The 19,221-nt window shown below is 60.3% G+C and carries 15 protein-coding genes; 3 read left to right on the top strand and 12 right to left on the bottom strand.

Annotation, left to right across the window (positions count from 1 at the left end):
* The first annotated feature begins 17 nt into the window (after positions 1-17).
* Together WJU23_RS14160 and WJU23_RS14155 are read left to right on the top strand one after the other, a co-directional pair.
* Positions 18-914, top strand: coding sequence for a hypothetical protein (locus WJU23_RS14160; protein ID WP_346333243.1), 897 nt, complete (start codon positions 18-20; stop codon positions 912-914).
* Positions 915-917: 3 nt separating this feature from the next.
* Positions 918-2,204: a hypothetical protein gene (locus WJU23_RS14155; RefSeq protein WP_346333242.1), complete on the top strand. Its 1,287-nt coding sequence runs from the start codon at positions 918-920 to the stop codon at positions 2,202-2,204.
* An 11-nt stretch (positions 2,205-2,215) separates the two neighbouring features.
* On the opposite strand, the gene WJU23_RS14150 is transcribed toward WJU23_RS14155, so the two are convergent.
* Positions 2,216-4,264, bottom strand: coding sequence for an FHA domain-containing protein (locus WJU23_RS14150; protein ID WP_346333241.1), 2,049 nt, complete (start codon positions 4,262-4,264; stop codon positions 2,216-2,218).
* Positions 4,265-4,445: 181 nt separating this feature from the next.
* Between WJU23_RS14150 and WJU23_RS14145 the strand changes: the two genes are divergently transcribed.
* A complete protein-coding gene (locus WJU23_RS14145) occupies positions 4,446-7,124 on the top strand; it encodes an ATP-binding cassette domain-containing protein (protein WP_346333240.1) in 2,679 nt (892 codons plus the stop codon).
* On the opposite strand, the gene WJU23_RS14140 is transcribed toward WJU23_RS14145, so the two are convergent.
* The 11 genes from WJU23_RS14140 to tssB all read right to left on the bottom strand — a co-directional run bounded on the left by WJU23_RS14140 (position 7,113) and on the right by tssB (position 19,204).
* On the bottom strand, positions 7,113-8,495 hold the full coding sequence (locus tag WJU23_RS14140) for a hypothetical protein (RefSeq protein ID WP_346333239.1): 1,383 nt from the start codon (positions 8,493-8,495) through the stop codon (positions 7,113-7,115). The two genes, WJU23_RS14145 and WJU23_RS14140, sit on opposite strands and share 12 nt — an antisense overlap.
* A 21-nt stretch (positions 8,496-8,516) precedes the next feature.
* Entirely contained in the window at positions 8,517-8,954 is a 438-nt protein-coding gene (locus WJU23_RS14135; protein WP_346333238.1) for a hypothetical protein, read from the bottom strand.
* A 46-nt stretch (positions 8,955-9,000) separates the two neighbouring features.
* A complete protein-coding gene (locus WJU23_RS14130) occupies positions 9,001-9,480 on the bottom strand; it encodes a T6SS effector amidase Tae4 family protein (protein ID WP_346333237.1) in 480 nt (159 codons plus the stop codon).
* Positions 9,481-9,510: 30 nt separating this feature from the next.
* Positions 9,511-12,156: a type VI secretion system ATPase TssH gene (tssH, locus tag WJU23_RS14125; protein WP_346333236.1), complete on the bottom strand. Its 2,646-nt coding sequence runs from the start codon at positions 12,154-12,156 to the stop codon at positions 9,511-9,513.
* Between the two features lie 53 nt (positions 12,157-12,209).
* Positions 12,210-13,304 carry a type VI secretion system baseplate subunit TssG gene (gene tssG, locus WJU23_RS14120; RefSeq protein WP_346333235.1) on the bottom strand — a complete coding sequence of 365 codons (1,095 nt, stop codon included), beginning with the start codon at positions 13,302-13,304 and terminating at the stop codon, positions 12,210-12,212.
* On the bottom strand, positions 13,268-15,157 hold the full coding sequence (gene tssF, locus WJU23_RS14115; RefSeq protein ID WP_346333234.1) for a type VI secretion system baseplate subunit TssF: 1,890 nt from the start codon (positions 15,155-15,157) through the stop codon (positions 13,268-13,270). Before tssF ends, tssG begins: the two co-directional genes overlap by 37 nt.
* Positions 15,154-15,642: a type VI secretion system baseplate subunit TssE gene (gene tssE / locus WJU23_RS14110; protein ID WP_346333233.1), complete on the bottom strand. Its 489-nt coding sequence runs from the start codon at positions 15,640-15,642 to the stop codon at positions 15,154-15,156. The genes tssF and tssE overlap by 4 nt, the downstream gene beginning before the upstream one ends.
* Before the next feature lie 14 nt (positions 15,643-15,656).
* Positions 15,657-16,460, bottom strand: coding sequence for a type VI secretion system accessory protein TagJ (locus WJU23_RS14105; RefSeq protein WP_346333232.1), 804 nt, complete (start codon positions 16,458-16,460; stop codon positions 15,657-15,659).
* Positions 16,461-16,607: 147 nt separating this feature from the next.
* Entirely contained in the window at positions 16,608-17,099 is a 492-nt protein-coding gene (locus WJU23_RS14100; protein WP_346333231.1) for a type VI secretion system tube protein Hcp, read from the bottom strand.
* Positions 17,100-17,150: 51 nt separating this feature from the next.
* Positions 17,151-18,635 carry a type VI secretion system contractile sheath large subunit gene (gene tssC, locus WJU23_RS14095; protein ID WP_346333230.1) on the bottom strand — a complete coding sequence of 495 codons (1,485 nt, stop codon included), beginning with the start codon at positions 18,633-18,635 and terminating at the stop codon, positions 17,151-17,153.
* Positions 18,636-18,667: 32 nt separating this feature from the next.
* A complete protein-coding gene (gene tssB / locus WJU23_RS14090) occupies positions 18,668-19,204 on the bottom strand; it encodes a type VI secretion system contractile sheath small subunit (RefSeq protein ID WP_346333229.1) in 537 nt (178 codons plus the stop codon).
* Positions 19,205-19,221 lie beyond the last annotated feature (17 nt).

The following is a 19,221-nucleotide window of genomic DNA, read 5'->3' as shown; positions in this document are numbered from 1 at the left end:
CATAGGATAAAGTCCTGATGTCATCCGGCACTGAAGACATGCCCCTGCCCAAGGCGGAGGCGGTGAACTGGCGTTCACCGCCAGTGCTGGCTGTCTGGACGCTGGGCTTTGGCATCTCCTTGATGGCAGGATGGAGCGCGGTAGGACGGCTGGTGGAGCCTGAGAAGAGCCCGCAGGCCCTGGCGCTGCTCAGCGGCGGAGGCTCCCTGCCCTTCATGCATGCGGCGCTGGAATCGGCGACAAGCGAGGGGGAGGATGTGTCGGAGATCGAAACTCAGAAAGCTCTGGTGCAGGCGGAGGTCAGCAAGCTGGAAGAACAGATCGCCATTGAGACGAAGAACATGGCTGACTTGAAGAAGCGGCTGGAGGCACTGATGGCCACGCAGGGCAGTCCCCTGATGGACACCGCCGGACGCAAGCGGCTGGCGGAAGCCAAGCTGGCGGTCCTGAAACAGCTGAGCCAGTCGGCGGAGGCGCTTTTGGGGGCTAAAAAAGCGGCGGCTGACATGGCGGGCATGGTGCCGGTCGGCGGCGATGATTTGAACGAGAAGACCCTGGCGGCATGGCAGCAGGAGTGGGAAGCGCTGACGGCCGAAGCGGCAGGAAAAATCAAAAGCGCGCGGGAAACTTACGCTGAGCTCAAAGTCATCCAGGATGAATGGACCGCGTGGAGCCAGCAGCCGGGCAATGCGGGCAACTATGCGCGGATGGATGAGGCCAAAACACGCCTGGCGGAGCTGGATACCCTGGTGGCGGAAGCCCGCAAGCTGGAACCGGAAGCGCGAACCAAGCTGATGGCAGCCGTGGAAGAGGCGGAAAACCGGCTGGAAGAAGCCATCCAGAAAAGCGAAACGGGAGCCGCTGCTGAAAATGGCAGCAACAACCCCGCCAGTCCTGGCGCAACTGTGCCCTGAGCCATGTTTTTACAAACCTTCAGAATCCTCCCCTGGCAGCTTGGCAGCGCCGGGCTTCTGGCCTTTGGCTCAGCGCTGGGCGGCGGATATCTGATGATGGCCCCGGGGGCAACGAAAGAGGTGTGGGTGCCTGCCTCGAAGTCCTTGACGCTCGCCCTGCCCAAGGATGACCCTGCGGCAGCTTTGAAGGAAGAGCTGAACCGGCTGACCCTGGCCCAGAAGCAGGCTGGAGAAAAGCTGCAGCAGGTGAAACTGGAGAGCACGCAGTTGCAAAAACGTCATGAGGACCAGCAGGCCGCCATGCGCAAGCAGCAGGAAGACGCAGGCGCGCCCCTGCCGGAAGAGGAGCTTCTGAAGACCTACTTGGCAAAGCCTCCTGCCTGGCAGGAGCTAGGCCTGACCGGGGCGGATCTGAGCCTGGTCAGCAATGCCTGGAGCGCCCCTGCGAGCGAACCCTCCAAGGCGGAGATAGAAGCCGCAGAACTGCTGGAAAAAAGGCGGCAGCAGGTGATCCAGCAGGCCGAGCAGGAAAAGAGCGGATTGAAGAAGACCCTGGAAGAACGGAAATCCATGCTGGTGTCCCTGAAAAACGGGGTGGAGCAAAAAGAGATGGAACTGGTCTCCAACCTGGATCTGTCCAGCCTGAAGGATGAAGAGATAGCGGCGTTGAAGGCGGCAATCATGGGTCTGATGCAGGGTTCCCTGCGCGCTGTTCCTGGAAAAAACTTCACCAACAGTGTCGGCATGGAAATGGTGTGGGTGCCTTTCAAAGACAGCGGATTTTGGATCGGGCGGACGGAAGTGAAAATGACGGAACTCAAACAAGTGCTGCCTGCTGAAAGCAACAACTGCACCGCAGATGATGAAGGCATCGTGTACAGGATCCTGTTCTCTGAGGCTGATAAATTCTGCAAAGTGCTGAGCCAGAATGAGCGCTCTGCCGGAGCCATGACCAGCGGCCAGCTCAGCCCGGAAGGCTGGGCCTATCAGCTTCCCTCATCTGGGCAATGGCAGTATGCCCGCCAGACATCCAATGCACAGGGGCTGGGCCTGGAAAATCTGCAAGGCGGGGTGAGCGAGTTGATGTCAGATTCCTCCAATGCGGGATACCGGGTTATCTTTGGTTCCTCACCCGGGTCCTCGGAGGCGGATACGCGGCCCAAGCAGGTGCCGGACAGCCGCACCTTTGTCAAAATGGGGAATGACGCCAAAGTCGTTGGCAGCTCCATCACGGAATTTACCGGCAGGGTCGGTTTCCGTGCGGCCTTGCTTCCGGCCCCGCTCAATTAGGATATGAGCTCTCAGGGCTGCTTGGCGACCCGAATGCTTTTCCTTGCCAGTGTCTTGACGGTATCAGACGGCTGGAGAGTCAGCATGACGGTATGCTCATCGGCCCAGGACAGGTTTTGGATGGCGGGGGTGTCGGTGGAGGGGCATTTGCCATTGACATGCAGGCGCTTGGGCTGCGGGCCTTTTTTGGGGTCATACTCACTGGCGAGGCAGGCCAGAGAAGCGGAATCCGGGGAGAATTGGATTTGGGTATAGCCGCCGAGGGATAAGCTGGCCAGAGGCTGGCGGCGGGTCCAGAGGGCGGGAATGGTTTGCAGGGCCTCATCGTTGATCCGTAGAATGGCGGAATAACTCTGGATCTGCATGCCATCGGAATTCTCTGCCAGAGCATGAAGGGGATGTTGGGAGATGAACGCGAGCCGGGTGCCGTCCGGACTGAAGAGCAGCGAATCTGTCTGCACACCTGGGTAGGTGCCGAGACGGCGGTCATCCAGATAGACAGTGGCTGTGCCTGCCGCTGAATAAGCGACGGCCACATGACGGCTGTCCGGGCTGAAAAGGAGCTGGGCGGAGGCCGTACGGTTCAGCAGGGGAAGGGAGGCTGGGGCGCCTTCGGTTGAACCCGGCGCGAGGTCCAGGGGCAGCGGGGGCTGGCCTTCCACATGCAGGGTGGCTGCACCGTCCAGAGACCGGATAAGACAGGCGAAGCGGCTGCCGTCTGGAGCCAGGGCGACCTGCAAGATCTCCCCGCCCTCCTGGCTGCGGATGTCCACCGGGCGGTCATTCACAATGAGTTGCTGGCTGCCTGAGCGGAAGCGGGCCACACAGGCCACACGCTTGCCGTTTTGGCTTAGGGTCAGGTGGCTGAGGTGATCGTAAATAGCGCCGGGTCCCTGCTCGGTTACCACACGTTCTCCGGGCGGCGGAGCGTCAGGATCAGAGTGAGGCGATTTGACGGCGATGTAAGCCCAGTGCCGGCCTTCGGCGCAGAGCCGCAGGCTGGTGATGTGGGGATAGCTGGTGATGTGCCGGTCGTTGAGATAAAGACGGTCTTCATCGGAGGCCCGGGTGATGTAGGCAAGAGTGCTGAAATCGCGGCTGCCAAGCCAATGCTGCAATTCCCCTTCCAGGCCATGGGTGCGGTCCGGCAGCAGGAGGGCCTGGCGGCCATCGACGTCCTGGGCCTGGATGAGCCAGGCAGAGCTGTCTTCGGAGAAATGGAGCGCACTTTCCCCAGCCACCTGGAGGACGGTGCGGACGACCTTGTCCCCGAGATAGACGTCCGTAAGACTCGTCGCTCCCGCATCGCGGCGGGCAAAACAGAGCACCTGGCGGAGGTCTGGGCTGACCACGGGACCGCTCACTTCCAGGGAAGGCCTGGGCGGGTAAAGAATGTCTTCCGGCGGTTGGGCTTCTGGGTGAGGTGGGGCCACCGTGGCGGCTGCGGTAACGGTAGCGGGCGGTGGCCTGGCAGCGGACAGCGGCGATGAAACGTTGGCAGCTGCCGCGGCCAGCGTGACCTGCGGGAAGAGGGGCGCTGGAAGTGCAGGGCTGTATTGCGGAGGCTGGGGCTGCCTAACAAAAACCGTGACAACCATGATGACCAGCGCCGCAGTGCCAAGGACCCAGATCAGCCTGCCTTTTGGGGCAGGCGCAACTTGGGCCGCCGGGGGTGGTGGCGCTGGTTTTTCGGGGATGACTTCTGGCGAGGCCGCCGGGGTGCTGTGGGGGGTCGGGACAGCCGTTTTTGGCGGGGCTGCCGGAACCGGAGCGGCGATGGCCAGGGTAAACTGAAAATCGGCCACCTGAAAGGAGTCGTCATTCTGGAGGCACTGCCGGGAGACGGGCTTTTGCTGGCAAAAAGTGCCATTGGTAGAGCCCAGGTCAGACAGCCACCAGTTAGACTTGTTCAGCCTGATCTCGGCATGGTGCCTGGAGACTTTTTCGTGTTCCAGGATGATGTGGTTGTCTGTATCCCGGCCAATGCTCACATGCTTCCGGTCTCCGATGTCATATTCGGTAGCCTCCAAATCTGGGTGCAGGATCTTGAGACGCGGCATAGGGAAAGACAAAGGGATGAAAAGCGGCCTAACCAGGGAATGAACGCGAATACCACGCCGGGCAAAGAGCGCAAGCAGCCGATGCTTATTTCCAGCAAGGCTTCCGGCGAATTTGCGGAAGCGGCGGCAAGACTGGCAAAGGGATTGACAGGACGGGTGAAACACCCAAAGACTGCGCAGAGTGAAAGGACTACTCGAATACTTCAAGCCGGGCAGCCAGATCGTGGTCAAAGAGCTGAGCAAGGAACAGACGGCCTTTGGTCCTGCCCAGGTGCAGGCCGTCATCGAATGGCAGCCCGCCCGCGCGACCTGGACAATCCTGTGCGCTAACCCGAATGCGGGCCTGACCGTCAACGGGCGGTCGCTCACACCGGGTGCCCGGGTGGCGCTCGGGCACTTTGACGTCATTACCTCAGGGACCACGAATGTTCGCTTCCTGCGCATTCCAGAGCCGCCCCAGATGCGGTCCAGTACCTGTTGGGAAGTATTTCTGGGCCAGCGGAAGCTGGTGATCGGCCGGATGGACGGGGACGCGCTGACCAGCAGCACTCAGCCTGCAGATGTGGAATTTTGGAACCTGGATAATGATGACCGCTCCATTTCCAAGATCCATGTGGAGATCCGGCGCGAGTCAGCAGGGTTTGTGATTTATGACCGCAGCCGCACGGGCACCTATTTGAACGGGTCCGCCTTTGAACCGCGCCCGCTGGTGCCGGGTGACCGCTTTAATGTGGGAAGCTACTACTTTGAGTTCACGGGAACGTCCGTTCGCTGCGTGGATCAGGTGTGCGGAGCTCGGGTGGAGGGGCGTGGCCTCACCCTGGAGGTTCCTCATGGGGACGGGGTGAAGCGCATTCTGAAAGGCGTGTCCATTGAGATCAAGGCGGGCGAGTTTCTCGGCGTCCTTGGCGGCTCCGGCCAGGGCAAGTCCACCCTGATGAACATTCTGGCCGGGCTGTCCCTGGCCACCGATGGAGAGATTCTCGTGGATGGAGCACCTGCGGCCAAACACCGCAGCGAGGCCGGCGCCGTGGGCTTTGTACCGCAGGATGACATTGTCCATCATGAGCTGCGTGTGCGCGATGCCATCACCCTGACGGCAAAGCTGCGCCTCTCCGTACCGGATGCCGCCATTGAGAAACTGGTGTCCAGTATTCTGCACCGGCTGGGCCTGGAGCGGCAGGCGCAGCAGCCCATTTCGTCCCTGTCCGGCGGGCAGCGGAAAAGGGTGAACATCGCCACAGAGCTGCTGGCGCGGCCTCCCGTCTTGTTTTTGGATGAGCCGACTTCGGGCCTGGATCCCGAGAACGAAGAAGGCGTCATCTCCACGCTGCAAAACCTGTGCCTGACGGGGCAGACCGTGGTGTGTACCACGCACAGCCTGCACAAGGCCTATCTGTTTGACCGCATCGCCTTCATTCATGATGGCAGGCTGATGTTCATGGGCACGCAGGATGAGGCGCGCAGCCATTTCCTGGAGGTCAAGGATGCCACGGCCACGGAGAGCAGCGGAGCCTCGGTCAAGCTGGAGCGCATTTATAAACTGCTCAGCGAGCAGAAAGACACGGAGAAGTGGGAGCAGAAATTTGTCACCTCCCCGCTGGCCCCCTTTCAGCCGGATGCACCGCCGCCGCCGCGCCGGGTGGTGGCCAGCCTCCGGCGGCAAAAGCGGCCGGGCTTTCTCACCACCCTCAGCGTGCTGATCCAGACCCAGTGGAGCATCCTGAGGGCGGACCCGCGCAACTGGAAGTCGCTGCTGCTCCAGGCCGTGGGCATTGGTGCCCTGGCAGGCTGGGTGGGCCGGGATGACCCGGAGTTCAGGTTCTTTGCCTGCCTCATCGCCACGCTGTGGTTTGGCTGCAGCAATGCTGCGCAGACCATCACGCGTGAACTGCCCATCTTCCGCCGGGAGCGCATTGCGGGGCTGAGCCTGCATCCCTACATCTTGAGCAAGACGGCTTTCCTGTCTGTGATCTCCTGGCTGCAGGTGGTGATGCTGCTGCTGGCTCAGGCGGTGCCCGTGCTGCTGGGCGGGGCCACAGGGCTGGTCAGCAGTCCGGGACGGGATATTTTTCCCGGCACCCTGACGGGCATGGGCCTCTTTGGCCTGGCCTTCGGACTGGCCGGGGTGGTAGGGGTGATGATCGGCCTGAGCCTGTCCTCCCACGCGCGGACGACCACCCAGGCCACTCTGTGGGTGCCGCTGGTGCTGATCCCGCAGATCCTTTTCAGCGGCTTCGTGGTCACCCTGCCGGAGATGCCTCCGCTGGCGCGCTTTTTCAGCCATGCCGTGCCCAGTGCCAGCGCCCAGCGGCTGCTGGATGCCGGGAACATCGCCGGCGCCCGGATGCCGCTGATGACCGATAAAACGGAGGTCCCCATGTTTCTGTGGACAGACTTCAAGGATACGATGCCAGGCAAGCTGCCCCAGACGCTGATCCCGCTGGCCGTGGTGAAAAAAATTCGAGTGGACGGGCGGCAGGAATCCATGAGGTACCGCGAGGTGGATGAGTATGCCACTTCCTGGCAGAATGTCGCCGTGGATGCGGACAAGACTGGCAAGGTGCTACTGCTGCCGCATAGCGGCAAACCAGAGGATGAAGACGCGGACGGAGACGGATCCTCCACCAAAAACTATCTGTATAAACGTCCGGATGTGGTTATCGAATCAGGCAGCTTCTATGCCATGGGCAGCGCCGCTGTGCAGGGGGTCATTTCACTGCTGGCCTGGGTGGTGGCCTGTTATGGCATCATCTGGGTGGGGCTGACGCTGGCCCAGCCGGAGACCCTGCGTCCGGCCTGGGCACGCCGTCTGAGCGCGCTGGACCAGTTATGGAAACGCAAGCCTTCAGGCCGGTGAGCTGACCACGCGCTTCTCCTTCAGGCTGCGCCAGGCGATGAAAAAGATGACGAGGGCCACCACGCCGGAAACGATCGCCAGAATGTTGAGCCACCACGTGCTGCTGGCGTTTTTTACAATGTCCAGATCCTGGCTGAGCGCGCTGGAAGCATCGCCGCCTTTGAACTCCACCTCCAGGGGATGGGTGCCGTTCGGAAGCTGGTCGGGTACCTGCCAGCTTTTGATGACCTTGCGCGGGGAGTTGTTCAGCAGGCCGCCGGCCCGCGCGCTGCTGTTGACCAGCTCCACCACTGGCCGGCTGCCGGCATCCCAGCCGCTCCCTTCCAGGTTGGCGATCTGCCAGACCAGGATGGGTTTGGCATAATCAAATCTCTTTTTACCCGAATCCAGACCGCCCAGGAATTGCAGGCGGGCCGTCTGCTTGGGCGGCTGGTAGGCCAGGGGCTTGACCGGCTCCGGCTCCCCGGGAGCCAGGGGTGGCGGTTCACGCGGAACCAGCACTTTTTCCGGGGCCACGCCCATGGCGTACCAGGAGATGCGCACCTTTTGGTTGCGGGCGCTGCTGCGGGCTTCGGAGCCTTTTTGATAAAAGCGGGCGATGAGCACCTGCTTAAAACTGTCCCGGGGGGTGAACACCTCCGCATTGCGAGGGCTGGGACGTGCAGGCAGGAAATACTTGCCGATGGCGGCGCGGATGGATTCCACCGGATACTGCGGGGCCAGCTCCTTCAGGTAGCGGTCATAGTCGCGGGCGGTGTGCCCGGGCGGACCGTCCGCCCGGTAGTCCGGATCATCCTCTTCATCAGAGACCACAAACAGGTAATAACCCAGGCGGGACTTTTGGGAAAGCGTGTCCGCCGCCTGCGCCATGGCAAACCAGTAGCAGGTACTCGTGTCCTTCATCTGGCGGGGGTAGCCATCCGCCACCAGCGTGCGGATGCCCTGGATGTCCCGCAGCTTGCGGTGCACCTCGCCGTTGAGCACGGTGGTCAGATTGCCCACCGGCAGGCTCAGAAAGCTGTTGCCCGCAGCCATCAGGGGCCGCAGCTCAGCGGAGTTGGCGGTGCGCGGCTCCCGCAGATAATCGGCAAAGAGCTCTCCCATTTCCGGGCTGCCAGGCTCGGCCACCCAGTTGGTATTGGAGAGCGGCTTGCCCTCCAGCAGATCCTGAATGATGCCGCGTGCCCCTTCATGCCCGGCAGTATCGCGCTGAACAGAAACGGACACATCCACCAGCATGGCCACATCCTTCGTGGGGGCGAAGTTGCGATACTGGTCCGGGTTCTCCTGGGCTGCGGCCTGGGAAATCCACGACAGGCCGGCAGCGGCCAGAAGCAGGGCCGTTTTCAGCGGAAGGAGCGATGAAGGCATAAGCGGCAGCGGCTAAAATTCTCAGAACGATTTCAGCCAATCATTCTGCGAATTCTTCAGCTTCTCAAGCGCCATTGACCAGACGGATGGAAAGGCCAAAGAAACACCCCATAGGAGAAGCAGGCAGCCGATGACATAGGTGGACATGACGGAAAGGCCAATGGCAGCAGCCACCCCTGCCACCTCCGCCAGAATGCCGCCGCCGACCCCGACGATCATGATGCCCGAGATGAACTTGAAAGCATCCGGGTTGAACTTCGCTTGCAGCGCCTTCAAGGCCTCGCCGGAAGAATTCACCAGGCTGGAGATAGACTCCACCACTTTGGATTTGGATACCTTGTCAATGAGGCTTTCCAAAGAGTTCCAGTTCCCCTTGGAGATGGCGGCTCCCGCTTCAATGATGAAGCTGCTCTGAGTCGAACGGAAATGAGCCAGGGCTTTGTCGAGTTCGGAGTTCATGGGGTGCGGTTTTAGAGTGGTGACATCATCAAGAGTGCTGTCAATTTTATGGCAGCAGCCAGAACCAAACTTTTGACGAACCTGTACCGAACGGATTGTAACCTTTCGTCTTAGTGCCGTCCCAAAGGTCAATGTGACGGTAAACGATAATATTGTTGTCTGACCCTTGTTGATCAAAGTAAACGATCCCCTTTTTCCCCGATATCGTTGCTGATGAGCTGGTATCCAAGGTGACTGGTGCACCGAAAGTGCGCCAAATATAATCAGCCAACGGCTTGGCTCCTCTGGCCAGACTGGTTTGATTTACAAGACACACAGGCCCCCAATTAGTTGCAAAGCCGCCATCCAAAGGGAAGCCAGCCGCTTGCAAGGCGGTGCTCATACGAATTGCACATTGATTCTCGTAGATTGCGCAATTTCCTCCTACTCGAAGGATGTTGCCCTGAGGATCCACTGGATAATGCTTTTCAAGTTCCGCATAGGTGGGAAGAACTTTGTTGCCAGAATTAGCGGGTGTATAAGACATATAATTATCTTTTTAAATTCACATCTTTACTTAAAACTCAAAGCTGAACTCGCCGTCTTTGACGCCGACGTTGACCTTGTCGAGCTGCTGGCCGTCCATGAGGCGGGTCAGGAATTCGCGGCCGATTTCGGGGAGGAGGGTGTTGGTGATGAGAGCATCCACCAGGCGGGCGCCGCGCTCCAGCTCGCCACAACGCTGGGCGATGAGCTCCAGGACGGAGTCGTCGTAAGTGAAGGGGATGCCATGGTTTTCCAGGATGCGTTTTTCCACCTTGCGGAGGTTCAGCTTGATGATGGTACGCAGCATCTCCTGGCTGATGGGGTAATAAGGGACGACGACGAGGCGGTTCAGCAGCGCGTCCGGGAAGACCTTGGTCAGCGGGGTGCGCATGGCCTTTTCCAGAGCCTCGGCATCCGGCATCAGGTCAGGGTCTTTGCACAGGCTGGTGACGACGTCCTGGGCGGCGTTGCTGGTCAGGATGATGAGGGTGTTTTTGAAGTCAATGAAGCGGCCTTCACCGTCTTCCATCCAGCCTTTGTCGAAGACCTGGAAGAAGATCTCATGGACGTCCGGGTGGGCTTTTTCCACTTCATCCAGAAGCACGACGGAATAGGGGCGGCGGCGGACGGCCTCGGTAAGCTTGCCCCCTTCCCCGTAACCAACATATCCGGGAGGTGCGCCTTTCAGGGTGGAGACCGTGTGTGACTCCTGAAACTCGCTCATGTTGATGGCGATGAGGCTGCTTTCATCGCCAAAGAGGGTTTCCGCGAGGCTGAGAGCGGTCTCCGTTTTGCCGGTGCCGGAAGGGCCGGCGAGCATGAAGACGCCGATGGGCCGGTTGGGATTGTCCAGGCGGGCGCGGCTGGTCTGCACACGGCGGGCGATGGTGTTCAGCGCGTGGCGCTGGCCAATGACGCGGCGCTCCAGGATGTCCGCCAGCTTCAGGGTCTGCTCGATCTCGTTTTTCACCATGCGGCCGATGGGGATGCCGGTCCAGTCTGAGATGACGGCGGCCACCGCCTGCTCATCCACATGCGGGAAGACGAGGGGGTTTTCCCCCTGGATATCGGCCAGCTCTTTTTCAATGCTGAGGCAGCCTTCCAGGATGCCGGCCTTGTCGCTGGCCTGGCCTTCTTCATCAGGCTTCTGCAGGTCGGCGCGGGCGGCGAGGAGCTTGAGGACCAGGCCTTTTTCCTGCTCCCAGCGGGCGGTCAGACCGGCGAGGCGCTGCTCTTCAGCGGCCACTTTTTCGGCAATGTCAGCTTTGCGTTTCTGGTGGTCCAGGCCGATGGCGCCTTCACGGTCCAGGATGTCCAGCTCGGCCTTCAGCACCTCGATGAGGCGGGTGGCATCCTCCACGGAGGCGGGGGTGGCGTGCTGGCTGATGGCCACGCGGGCACAGGCGGTGTCAATGAGGCTGACGGCCTTGTCCGGAAGCTGGCGGGATGGGATGTAGCGGCCGGAGAGGCGGGCGGCGGATTCCAGGGCGGAATCCAGCACGGGAACCTTGTGGTGTTTTTCCAGCACCGGGGCCAGGCCGCGGATCATGCGGACGGCTTTTTCGACATCCGGCTCCTCCACCTTGATGACCTGGAAGCGGCGGGTCAGGGCGGGATCCTTTTCAAAGTACTTTTTATACTCCGCCCAGGTCGTGGCGGCGATGGTGCGCAAGGTGCCGCGGGCGAGCGCGGGTTTGAGCAGGTTGGCCGCGTCCTGCTGGCCGGCCTGGCCGCCCGCTCCGATGAGGGTGTGGGCTTCATCAATGAACAGGATGATTGGCTTGGGAGAGGCCTGGACTTCCTCGATGACTTTTTTTAGGCGTTCTTCAAATTCGCCCTTCATGCTGGCTCCGGCCTGGAGCATGCCCAGGTCCAGCGTGCGCAGGGTGACATCGCGGAGCGCGGGCGGTACATCCCCGCTGGCGATGCGGAGCGCAAAACCTTCCACCACAGCTGTCTTGCCGACGCCAGCCTCCCCCGTGAGGATGGGGTTGTTCTGCCGGCGGCGCATCAGGATGTCCACGATCTGGCGGATCTCCTCATCCCGGCCCAGGATGGGATCAATCTCGCCTTTGCGGGCGCGGTCAGTTAGGTCCACCGAGTATTGGGCGAGGGAACTGCCCTGCTTGGAATCTCCCTGCACAGCACCGCTGCCCTCCCCAGGGGCGGCCCCGGCACCGACGGTCTCCGTCATGTCATCTTCCGGAGAGCCGCCGATGATTTGGGGCAGTTCGTCGGTCAGGGGGTCCACTTTGATTTTGCGGAACTCATCGCTGATGACCTGGAGGTGGCCGCTGAGGCCGGGATTCTTCAGGACACCGACGAAGATATGGCCGGTGCGCACCTTGCCCTGCTTGTACATCAGGGATCCATACACCCAGCCCTGCTCGACCGCCTCCCGGAGGGTCTGGGCGAAGCCGCTGATGCTGCTGGCCCCGCGCGGTAGCATGTCCAGGGAGCGCTGCATGTGGGTGCTGAGCTTGGAGGTATCAATGCCGAAGTGCTGGATGATGCGGTGCACGTCACTGTCCTGCTCATTGAGCACCTGGTGCAGGAAGTGGATGAGCTCCACCTTGGGGTTGCCCCTAAGCTTGCAGAAAGTGGCGGCACTTTCCATGGACTTGTAACCCAGGCGGTTAAGCCTGCCAAAGAGATCACCAGGACGGATTTCGGACATAATTAGGGAGCTTGTTTGAGGAGTGAGTGATGAGGATCGGGAAAGGCGTAAGATCAGGAATTCTCCGCAGGGGTCAAACCTCCGCCACGGATATGGTAGTCACCGGGATCATGCTTAAAGGGCAGACTGCTCAGCCATGTGGTGTAACCAAGCCGCCCCGTCTGGCCAAGACTTATTTTCGGCACTTCCTCTTTTTTTAGCAGGATGGAGGCCTCCCAATAAAACTCGCGCCGGGTGTAAAAGGCGATCCAGTCATGCAGCGGCTGATGGCTGGACCCGCCAGGGGCAAAGGTTTCAAACTGGCTGAGCGACATCGGGCCAAGAAGTACACTGAACTTCATGTGCCGGTCCCAGATCACAGAGCCGACGACGCATGACTGGCCGAGCGTGCCCAGCGCCCTGGAGCGGCCCAGGTAGCAGCGCTGGTCGGCCGGGATCGTCACCCAGTGACCGGTGAGATTCAGCACCTCGGCACGGGTGGCAAAGGCATCTGCGAGGACGCCTTCCAGACCGCTGGAATGCCGGGTTTGATTGGCCAGATGGCCGGCAAAGGGCAGCTTCTGCCAGGTGGGGATGGAGTCCAGCCCGTCCATCTCGGGCAGTCCAGTGCCGAACAGGCAGGCGATCCACTCGGCAAAAAAGCGGTCTTCCTCGCGGTCAAAATCCACCGTTTTCTGGGACACGGCCCAGGCGCGGTAGAACAGGGAGATCATCCGGTGGTGGAAGATGTCAATAAACTCCGCCAGGGTGGAATCCCGCGGCGAGGCGACTCCGTTCTCCACCCCGATGTCTGCGGCGGTGCCCTGAATGTCGGAATCGTAGATGCCGCGCAGCCGGTTGCGCATGAATTCGGTGAGGCGAAGAGGCAGCGGGCCGTGGGGACCGGTGAGGCCCATGAACCGCACCGTGAGCTTTTGCGCCTGGTTTTCCAGTTGCGGCTGGGCCAGGGTGGAGGTGGCAAAGCTCAATGACAGGAGCTGGCCAAAGCGCAGGGGATCATCCCGCAGAGTGCGGGAGCGGCCGATGCGCGGCTTGTCCTCAAAGGCGCATTCAATGGCACGCAGGCCCTGGAAGAAATCATACTTCCAAGGCTCTGCGCACAGCTCCTGGATCAGACGATGGGGATCTTCCCGACCCGGGGAGGCCATGACATCACCTCCTTCCTTTGTGCGGTTTTCAACGTCAGGCGGGTGAAGCTGTTCAGGGAAACCTGGCGCGCCAAAAATTGATCCAGAACACTGGCGAGAGGGAAAATGCCGCTGCCGGCGTAGCGGTCCTCATCCAGCGTCAGCGTGATGTCAATGCCGCGGATGAAGACCACAGGACCGCCGCCAGGACTGCGGGCCAGGGAGGGCTTGCTCTCGATGCCCAGAATGCCGTCAATGATCGTCTGGCTGGGGAGGTTCAGCGTGTACAGCCGCAGAAGCTGCCGCAGCGATTCAGCTCCATCGGGGCCTTTTTCCACCAGGGAGAGATAGTTCAGCGAAAGATGGCTGATGGCCCGCCAGGCATGGCGGCCTTCGGCGAAGGAGGGGCGTGGGACGGTGGGACCGGCCAGGCAGCGGATGGTGCGCACGGGGAGGTGCTCCTCCGGGATGAAGTCGGTTTCCCCAATGCCTTTGGGCATGCTCAGCGGGAGGTGGCGGTTGGTGCACAGCGCCGTGATGCCGAGCTGCTCCAGCTTGGGGGAAAACGGTGCCGCCGTGGGATCCACCAGGGTCAGAAACACCTCGCTGCCTGCATAGGTTGACTTGGCGCCGAATTTCTTTTCATTCTCCGACAGCGTGCGCTGCAGGCGGTTGACCGAATAAAAACCGCCCAGGTTTGGATGATGGGCTGGCCGCAGATAGAAGGGGTGGAATTTCTGCTCTTCGGAGGAGGTCCGGCCGTAGCCGTTGACCTCCAGGACGGTATGAACCTCATAATCCAGCATGCGCAGGCGGTCCATGACCACCTGGTATTCAGTAAAGCCGGGGCTGATCGGGACGCGGTCTGAGCGTTTGGGAAAGAGATTGATGGCCGGGGTGCAGTTGAGCTGGAAAAGCTTCCCTGAGACAAAGTCCACCATGTTCTCTTTCCGCTCAGCCAGCGGGATGATCAGGTCCACCTCCCGGCCTGGCAGCCGGGCCAGCGCGGCTTTCACGCCCTTGATGGCAAAGAAGAGGTTCCGCTGCGGCAGCATGAAATGCTCGCGCAGGATGCGGTGGCCTTCAAAGCTGCGTGGGCTGACGGGCAGCATGGACTCGTTTTCGGCAAAGCCCACATGCTCCAGCGCCTCCGTCGTGAGCCACGTGCTGTGGCGGTGGCGCACATCCCCCGGCTCACACAGCAGCACACCCTGCGCATGGGCGAATATTTCTTCCAGCACCGTGGCGGGCAGATGGTCCTCACCATGGATGTAGAAAACCAGCCGGTCACAGTCCACCTGGCTGATGGACTGGTCATCAGGGGCGTGGAGCTGCAGCCGGATGCGCAGGGCGGCACGGGGATTCGGGCAGAACTTGGCCACGTTCAGCTCACCCACCGTGCGGGTATGGTATTCCGCACCTTTTTTCGTTTCTTCAATTTTGAACGGGCAGAGCCTGACATCGTGGGAAGTGACAAAGGTGCAGGTGGTAGATTCCTCTTTGAGCCGCAGAGAATTCAGCCGCGTACCACGGGGCACCAGTGCCCCTTCCATGAGGGCTTTGTCATTCCATTTGGGCTCCAGCCGCACAATGGTGGCAGAGGGCCACGGGGCCATGTAGTCCGGGTAAACCGTCTCTAGAATGCCCTGCGTGAAGCGGGGAAACTCCGCCTCCAGCTTGAGCTGCACACGCGCAGCCAGGTAGGCGAAGCCTTCCAGCAGCCGTTCCACAAACGGGTCCGGGCAGGCATCGCGCGCCTCCTTGTCCAGCGCCAGGCGGCCGGCGATCTTCGGGTAGGAGGCGGCAAATTCCGCTGCGCGCTCACGGATGTGGCGCAGTTCCTCGTTGTACAGCTCTAGAAAGGCGCGGTTCATGTGATGATGGAAAGCTCACAGGCTCCCGTCTCCAGGTCCATCTCCGTGCGGAAAAGAATACGCTCCGCATAAGGCAGCGCCCAGAGCTGGCCATTGATCTCGAAAGCGATTTTGCCGTCATCCGCAGCATCATGGATCAGCCTGACCTGGAGGGAATCCGGGATGATGCGCGGCTCAAAGTGCAGGATGGCATCCCTCAGCTCCGATTCGATCTCCAGAGGATCAAACGCGGAGGAGGTCAGGCCAGCAAGGTCGCGGGTGCCGAAATTGAGGACGGAGCGGGCGACTTCAGGATAGTCGTACAGCGCTTCCGTTTTCAGATGGCGGGGTGAATTGAGCAGCCAGCGCAGATCCCTGAGTACAGCCATCCGATATTCTTTCAGGGAGATGGAACGGCGGTGGGAAGGCCCCACCGCCTGGCCCGGAGCCTCGTCAATCAACCGGTCGAGCAGGCAAGGCAGGCGGCTCTCAGCTTCTTCCATCATGCGCGGCGGAGGGGTCAGAGGGCGTTGAATTCAATCTGGCGGACATCCAGCAGGGGAAATTCACCATCGTTTGTCATCAGCACCCGCTGGCCAAGTCCGACATAAAAACCTTCTGCAGGGGATTCCCAGTCCGTTTCACGGGAAAGCTTGAGCAGGTCCGATTTCCAGCCGGCAGCACCCGGATAGCGGACGGGGATGAAAGCGGAGATGCGGGCGTCATTTTCCAGGGACAGCTCGGCAGCAGCCCAGATGGCATCCCGTGCCTGGGTCGGTTCCTCCAGGGTGACGCTGCGCAGACGGTTCTGCGGCACCCAGTAGTACTGGCCGTTGATGATGGCTTCAAAAAGGGTGCCCATGCGGCTGTCACCATCCATCAGCCATTCAAAAGGGGTGCCATTGATGCTGCCGGAGACGGCGGGCGCCTGCTCCAGGGCTTCACTGCGCAGACGGATGGCATCCGCAGGGTTGCCCTGGGCGGACTGGCTCAGGGACTGGACGAGATAGGACACCCACTCGGGCGGCTCGCCAAAAATGGTGGGTGCTTCCTGTCCCAGAAAGACATGTTTGCGGCGGACCTCGGCATGGATGACATCATTAAAAACAATGGGCAGGGGCGACTGGCGGCCAGTCAGCTCGGAATAGGCGACGAGCTGGTTGGAGGCAGCTTCCCAGTCGGCCGCAAGGCTGAGGGTCTGGAAAAGCATGAAGCGCAGCTCGGGGTCAGTGGGAGCCTTGCGGATGGCGGCTTTGGTCGCAGCGATGGCAGCCGTCAAATCACCGTTTTTGATCTGCTGCTGGATTTCTTCCGACGGGGTCATGCAGGTTTTTGCGCGGGGGTTGGGAAAGTCAGGAACAGCCCGGCCTGACAGGGGGATCATTTCATAAAGATGGCGTGCTCTGTCACGTCAGAGCACGCCACCAAGTTTGCTTCGCAAGAGCTGATGCAAAAAGACGAACTTAACCAACTAGGTCGTAACGTTCTTCACAAGGTCATGGGTGGCGGTCATGTTGGCGACCTTGGCACCCGTCTTGTTGTCAATGTGGTTGTATTCCCACTTCACCTTGCCGAAGGAGAAGGAGACGGTTTCCACCGGGAACTCCTGGCCCTGGCCACCACCGATGTTGATGGAGCTGACGACCACGTTTTCGAAGGTGTATTTCATGAAGACTTCCTTCTGACCGGTGCTTTTGCAAATCTCCACCACGGCCTTGTCAAGGTGCTTGCCCTGGCAGCAGTTCTTGTTGAGGTAAGGGGAGCTGAGGTCCAGACGCTTCGTGATGGTGAAGTCCTGCACGTCCACTTTGCCGGCCACACGGGTGGATCCGCCGCTGATTGCGCCAGATCCCTGCTGGGAAAGGCCGTGGGAGAATGAGAAAACCTCAATCCAGTTCTTGTGTTTGTCATCGGTGGATTCCCCTTTGATGGGTTCCAGTTGAAGATAGGTATCGAAGGCCATGATGTTTTTAGGTTAGTGTTTTGTCTGTTTGTTTTCGCGGTGTGATTTGCTCTAGCTTTTGCGTTCAGAAGGCAGGCGGGAAACCAGGCGGAGGCTGATGTTGACTCCTTCCAACTGAAAGTGGGGGCGCAGAGAGAACTGCGCACGGTAGTAACCGGGATCTTCAGGATTGGCCTGCACGGAGACTTCCGCTGCAGACAGGGGTTTCTCCGCCTTCGCCTCGTCGGAGGCTCCGGAATCCGTCACATACTGCATGATCCAGCTGTTCAGCCAGAGCTGCATGTCATCCCGCTCCTTGAAGGAGCCGATCTTGTCACGCACAATGCACTTCAGATAATGGGCAAAACGGCAGCAGGAGAACAGATAAGGCAGCCGCGCGGAGAGGTTGGCGTTGGCCGTGGCGTCCTTGTCATCATACTTGGCCGGTTTTTGCAGGGACTGCGCACCAATGAAGGCGGCATAGTCCGTGTTCTTCCAGTGGGAGAGCGGCATCATGCCCAGCCGGGCCAGCTCATGCTCGCGCCGGTCCGTGATCGCGATTTCAGTAGGGCACTTCATGTCCACGCCGCCGTCGTCCGTCGGGAAGGCATGCACCGGCAGGTTTTCCACCAGACCGCCGCTTTCCACACCGCGGATCTGGGCGCACCATCCGCTCTTTTTAAAGGCGCGGGTAATGTTGGTGCCCATGGCATACGCCGCATTGGACCAGATGTAGTTGGAGTGGTCGGAACTGGAAGCATCCTCTTCAAAGGCAAAGGCATCCACCGGGTTGTTCTTGGTGCTGTACGGCAGCCGGGAGAGAAAGCGCGGCATCGCCAGACCCAGGAAACGGGAGTCTTCAGACTCACGGAGGCTTTTCCAGGAGGCATACTCGACGGTGTCGAAAATCTTCGCCAGATCCCTTTTGTCACCCAGCTGCTGCCAGGTATCCATGTTGAGAAGATTGGGCCCGGCGGCGGCGATGAACGGGCAGTGCGCCGTAGCGGCGATCTTGGACAGATCCCGCAGGCACTCCACGTCGGTGGCGGTGTGATCGAATTCATAATCGCCGATCATGGCGCCGAAGGGCACCCCGCCTGGCGTGCCAAATTCCTCTTCGTAGATCTTTTTGAAGAGCGGGCTCTGGTCCCACATGGCACCTTTGTAGCTCTTCAGCGTCCGGTGGATCTCCTTCTTGGAGACGTTCATCACCTTGATCTTCAGCATCGTGTCTGTCTCCGTATTGAAGACAAGATGCGCCAGACCGCGCCAGGAGCCTTCCAGCTTGGAAAAATCCGCGTGATGCATGATCACGTTCAGCTGCTTGGAGAGCTTCTGGTCAATTTCAGCAATCGCCCCTTCGATGAAGGTGATGGCATCATCACTGAGACCGGAACCGGGGGCAATGCTGTCAATGAGCACCTGCACGGCAGATTTCACCGCACTGCGGCGTTCGTCGGTTTTCGCGGCGAAGCTGGTTTCGAGAAGGCGGTCGAATTCGCTGACTTCAGCGACGTTTTCTTGGAGCTGGGTCGTGGCTTGAGCCTGGGCGGACATGGGTTTTGGGAGAATGACGGGTTAAGGGCACGTTACTCGGCAGCAGCTGGGCTGGTCTCGTCCGCCGGTTTGGGGGCGGAGGTGACGGACTTACGGAAAGCCTCGTCACTGATGAGCTTGGCAATCAGGTCTTCCGCCTGCGTTTTGCCGTCCATGTAGCTCAGCAGGTTGGTCAGTTCCGTACGGGCTTCCAGCAGCTTGCGCAGCGGTTCCACCTTCCGGGCGATGACTTCCGGTGAGAAGTCATCCATGCTTTCAAAGGAGATGTCCACCGCCAGATTGCTGCCCTCTTCTTCAGACAGCACGTTCGGCACGCTGAAGGCCACACGAGGCTTGATGGCCTTCATGCGGTCATTGAAATTGTCCATGTCAATCTCCAGGAACTTGCGGTCCTTCACGGCTGGAAGCGGCTCAGTCGGCTTGCCCGAAAGATCCGCCATCACACCCATGATAAAAGGCAGTTCCACCTTTTTTTGGGCTCCGTTGACATCCAGTTCATATTCAATGTGAACTCGGGGTGCACGGTTTCTCTCGATGAATTTGCTGCTGCTCTCAGAAGGTTTCGGCATATGGGTTTCTGATAAAG

The organism is Prosthecobacter sp. SYSU 5D2 (genome assembly GCF_039655865.1).
Lineage (GTDB): Bacteria > Verrucomicrobiota > Verrucomicrobiia > Verrucomicrobiales > Verrucomicrobiaceae > Prosthecobacter.
The sequence above is the reverse complement of the archived record's forward strand: the minus strand, read 5'-3'. Positions and strand labels throughout refer to the sequence as shown.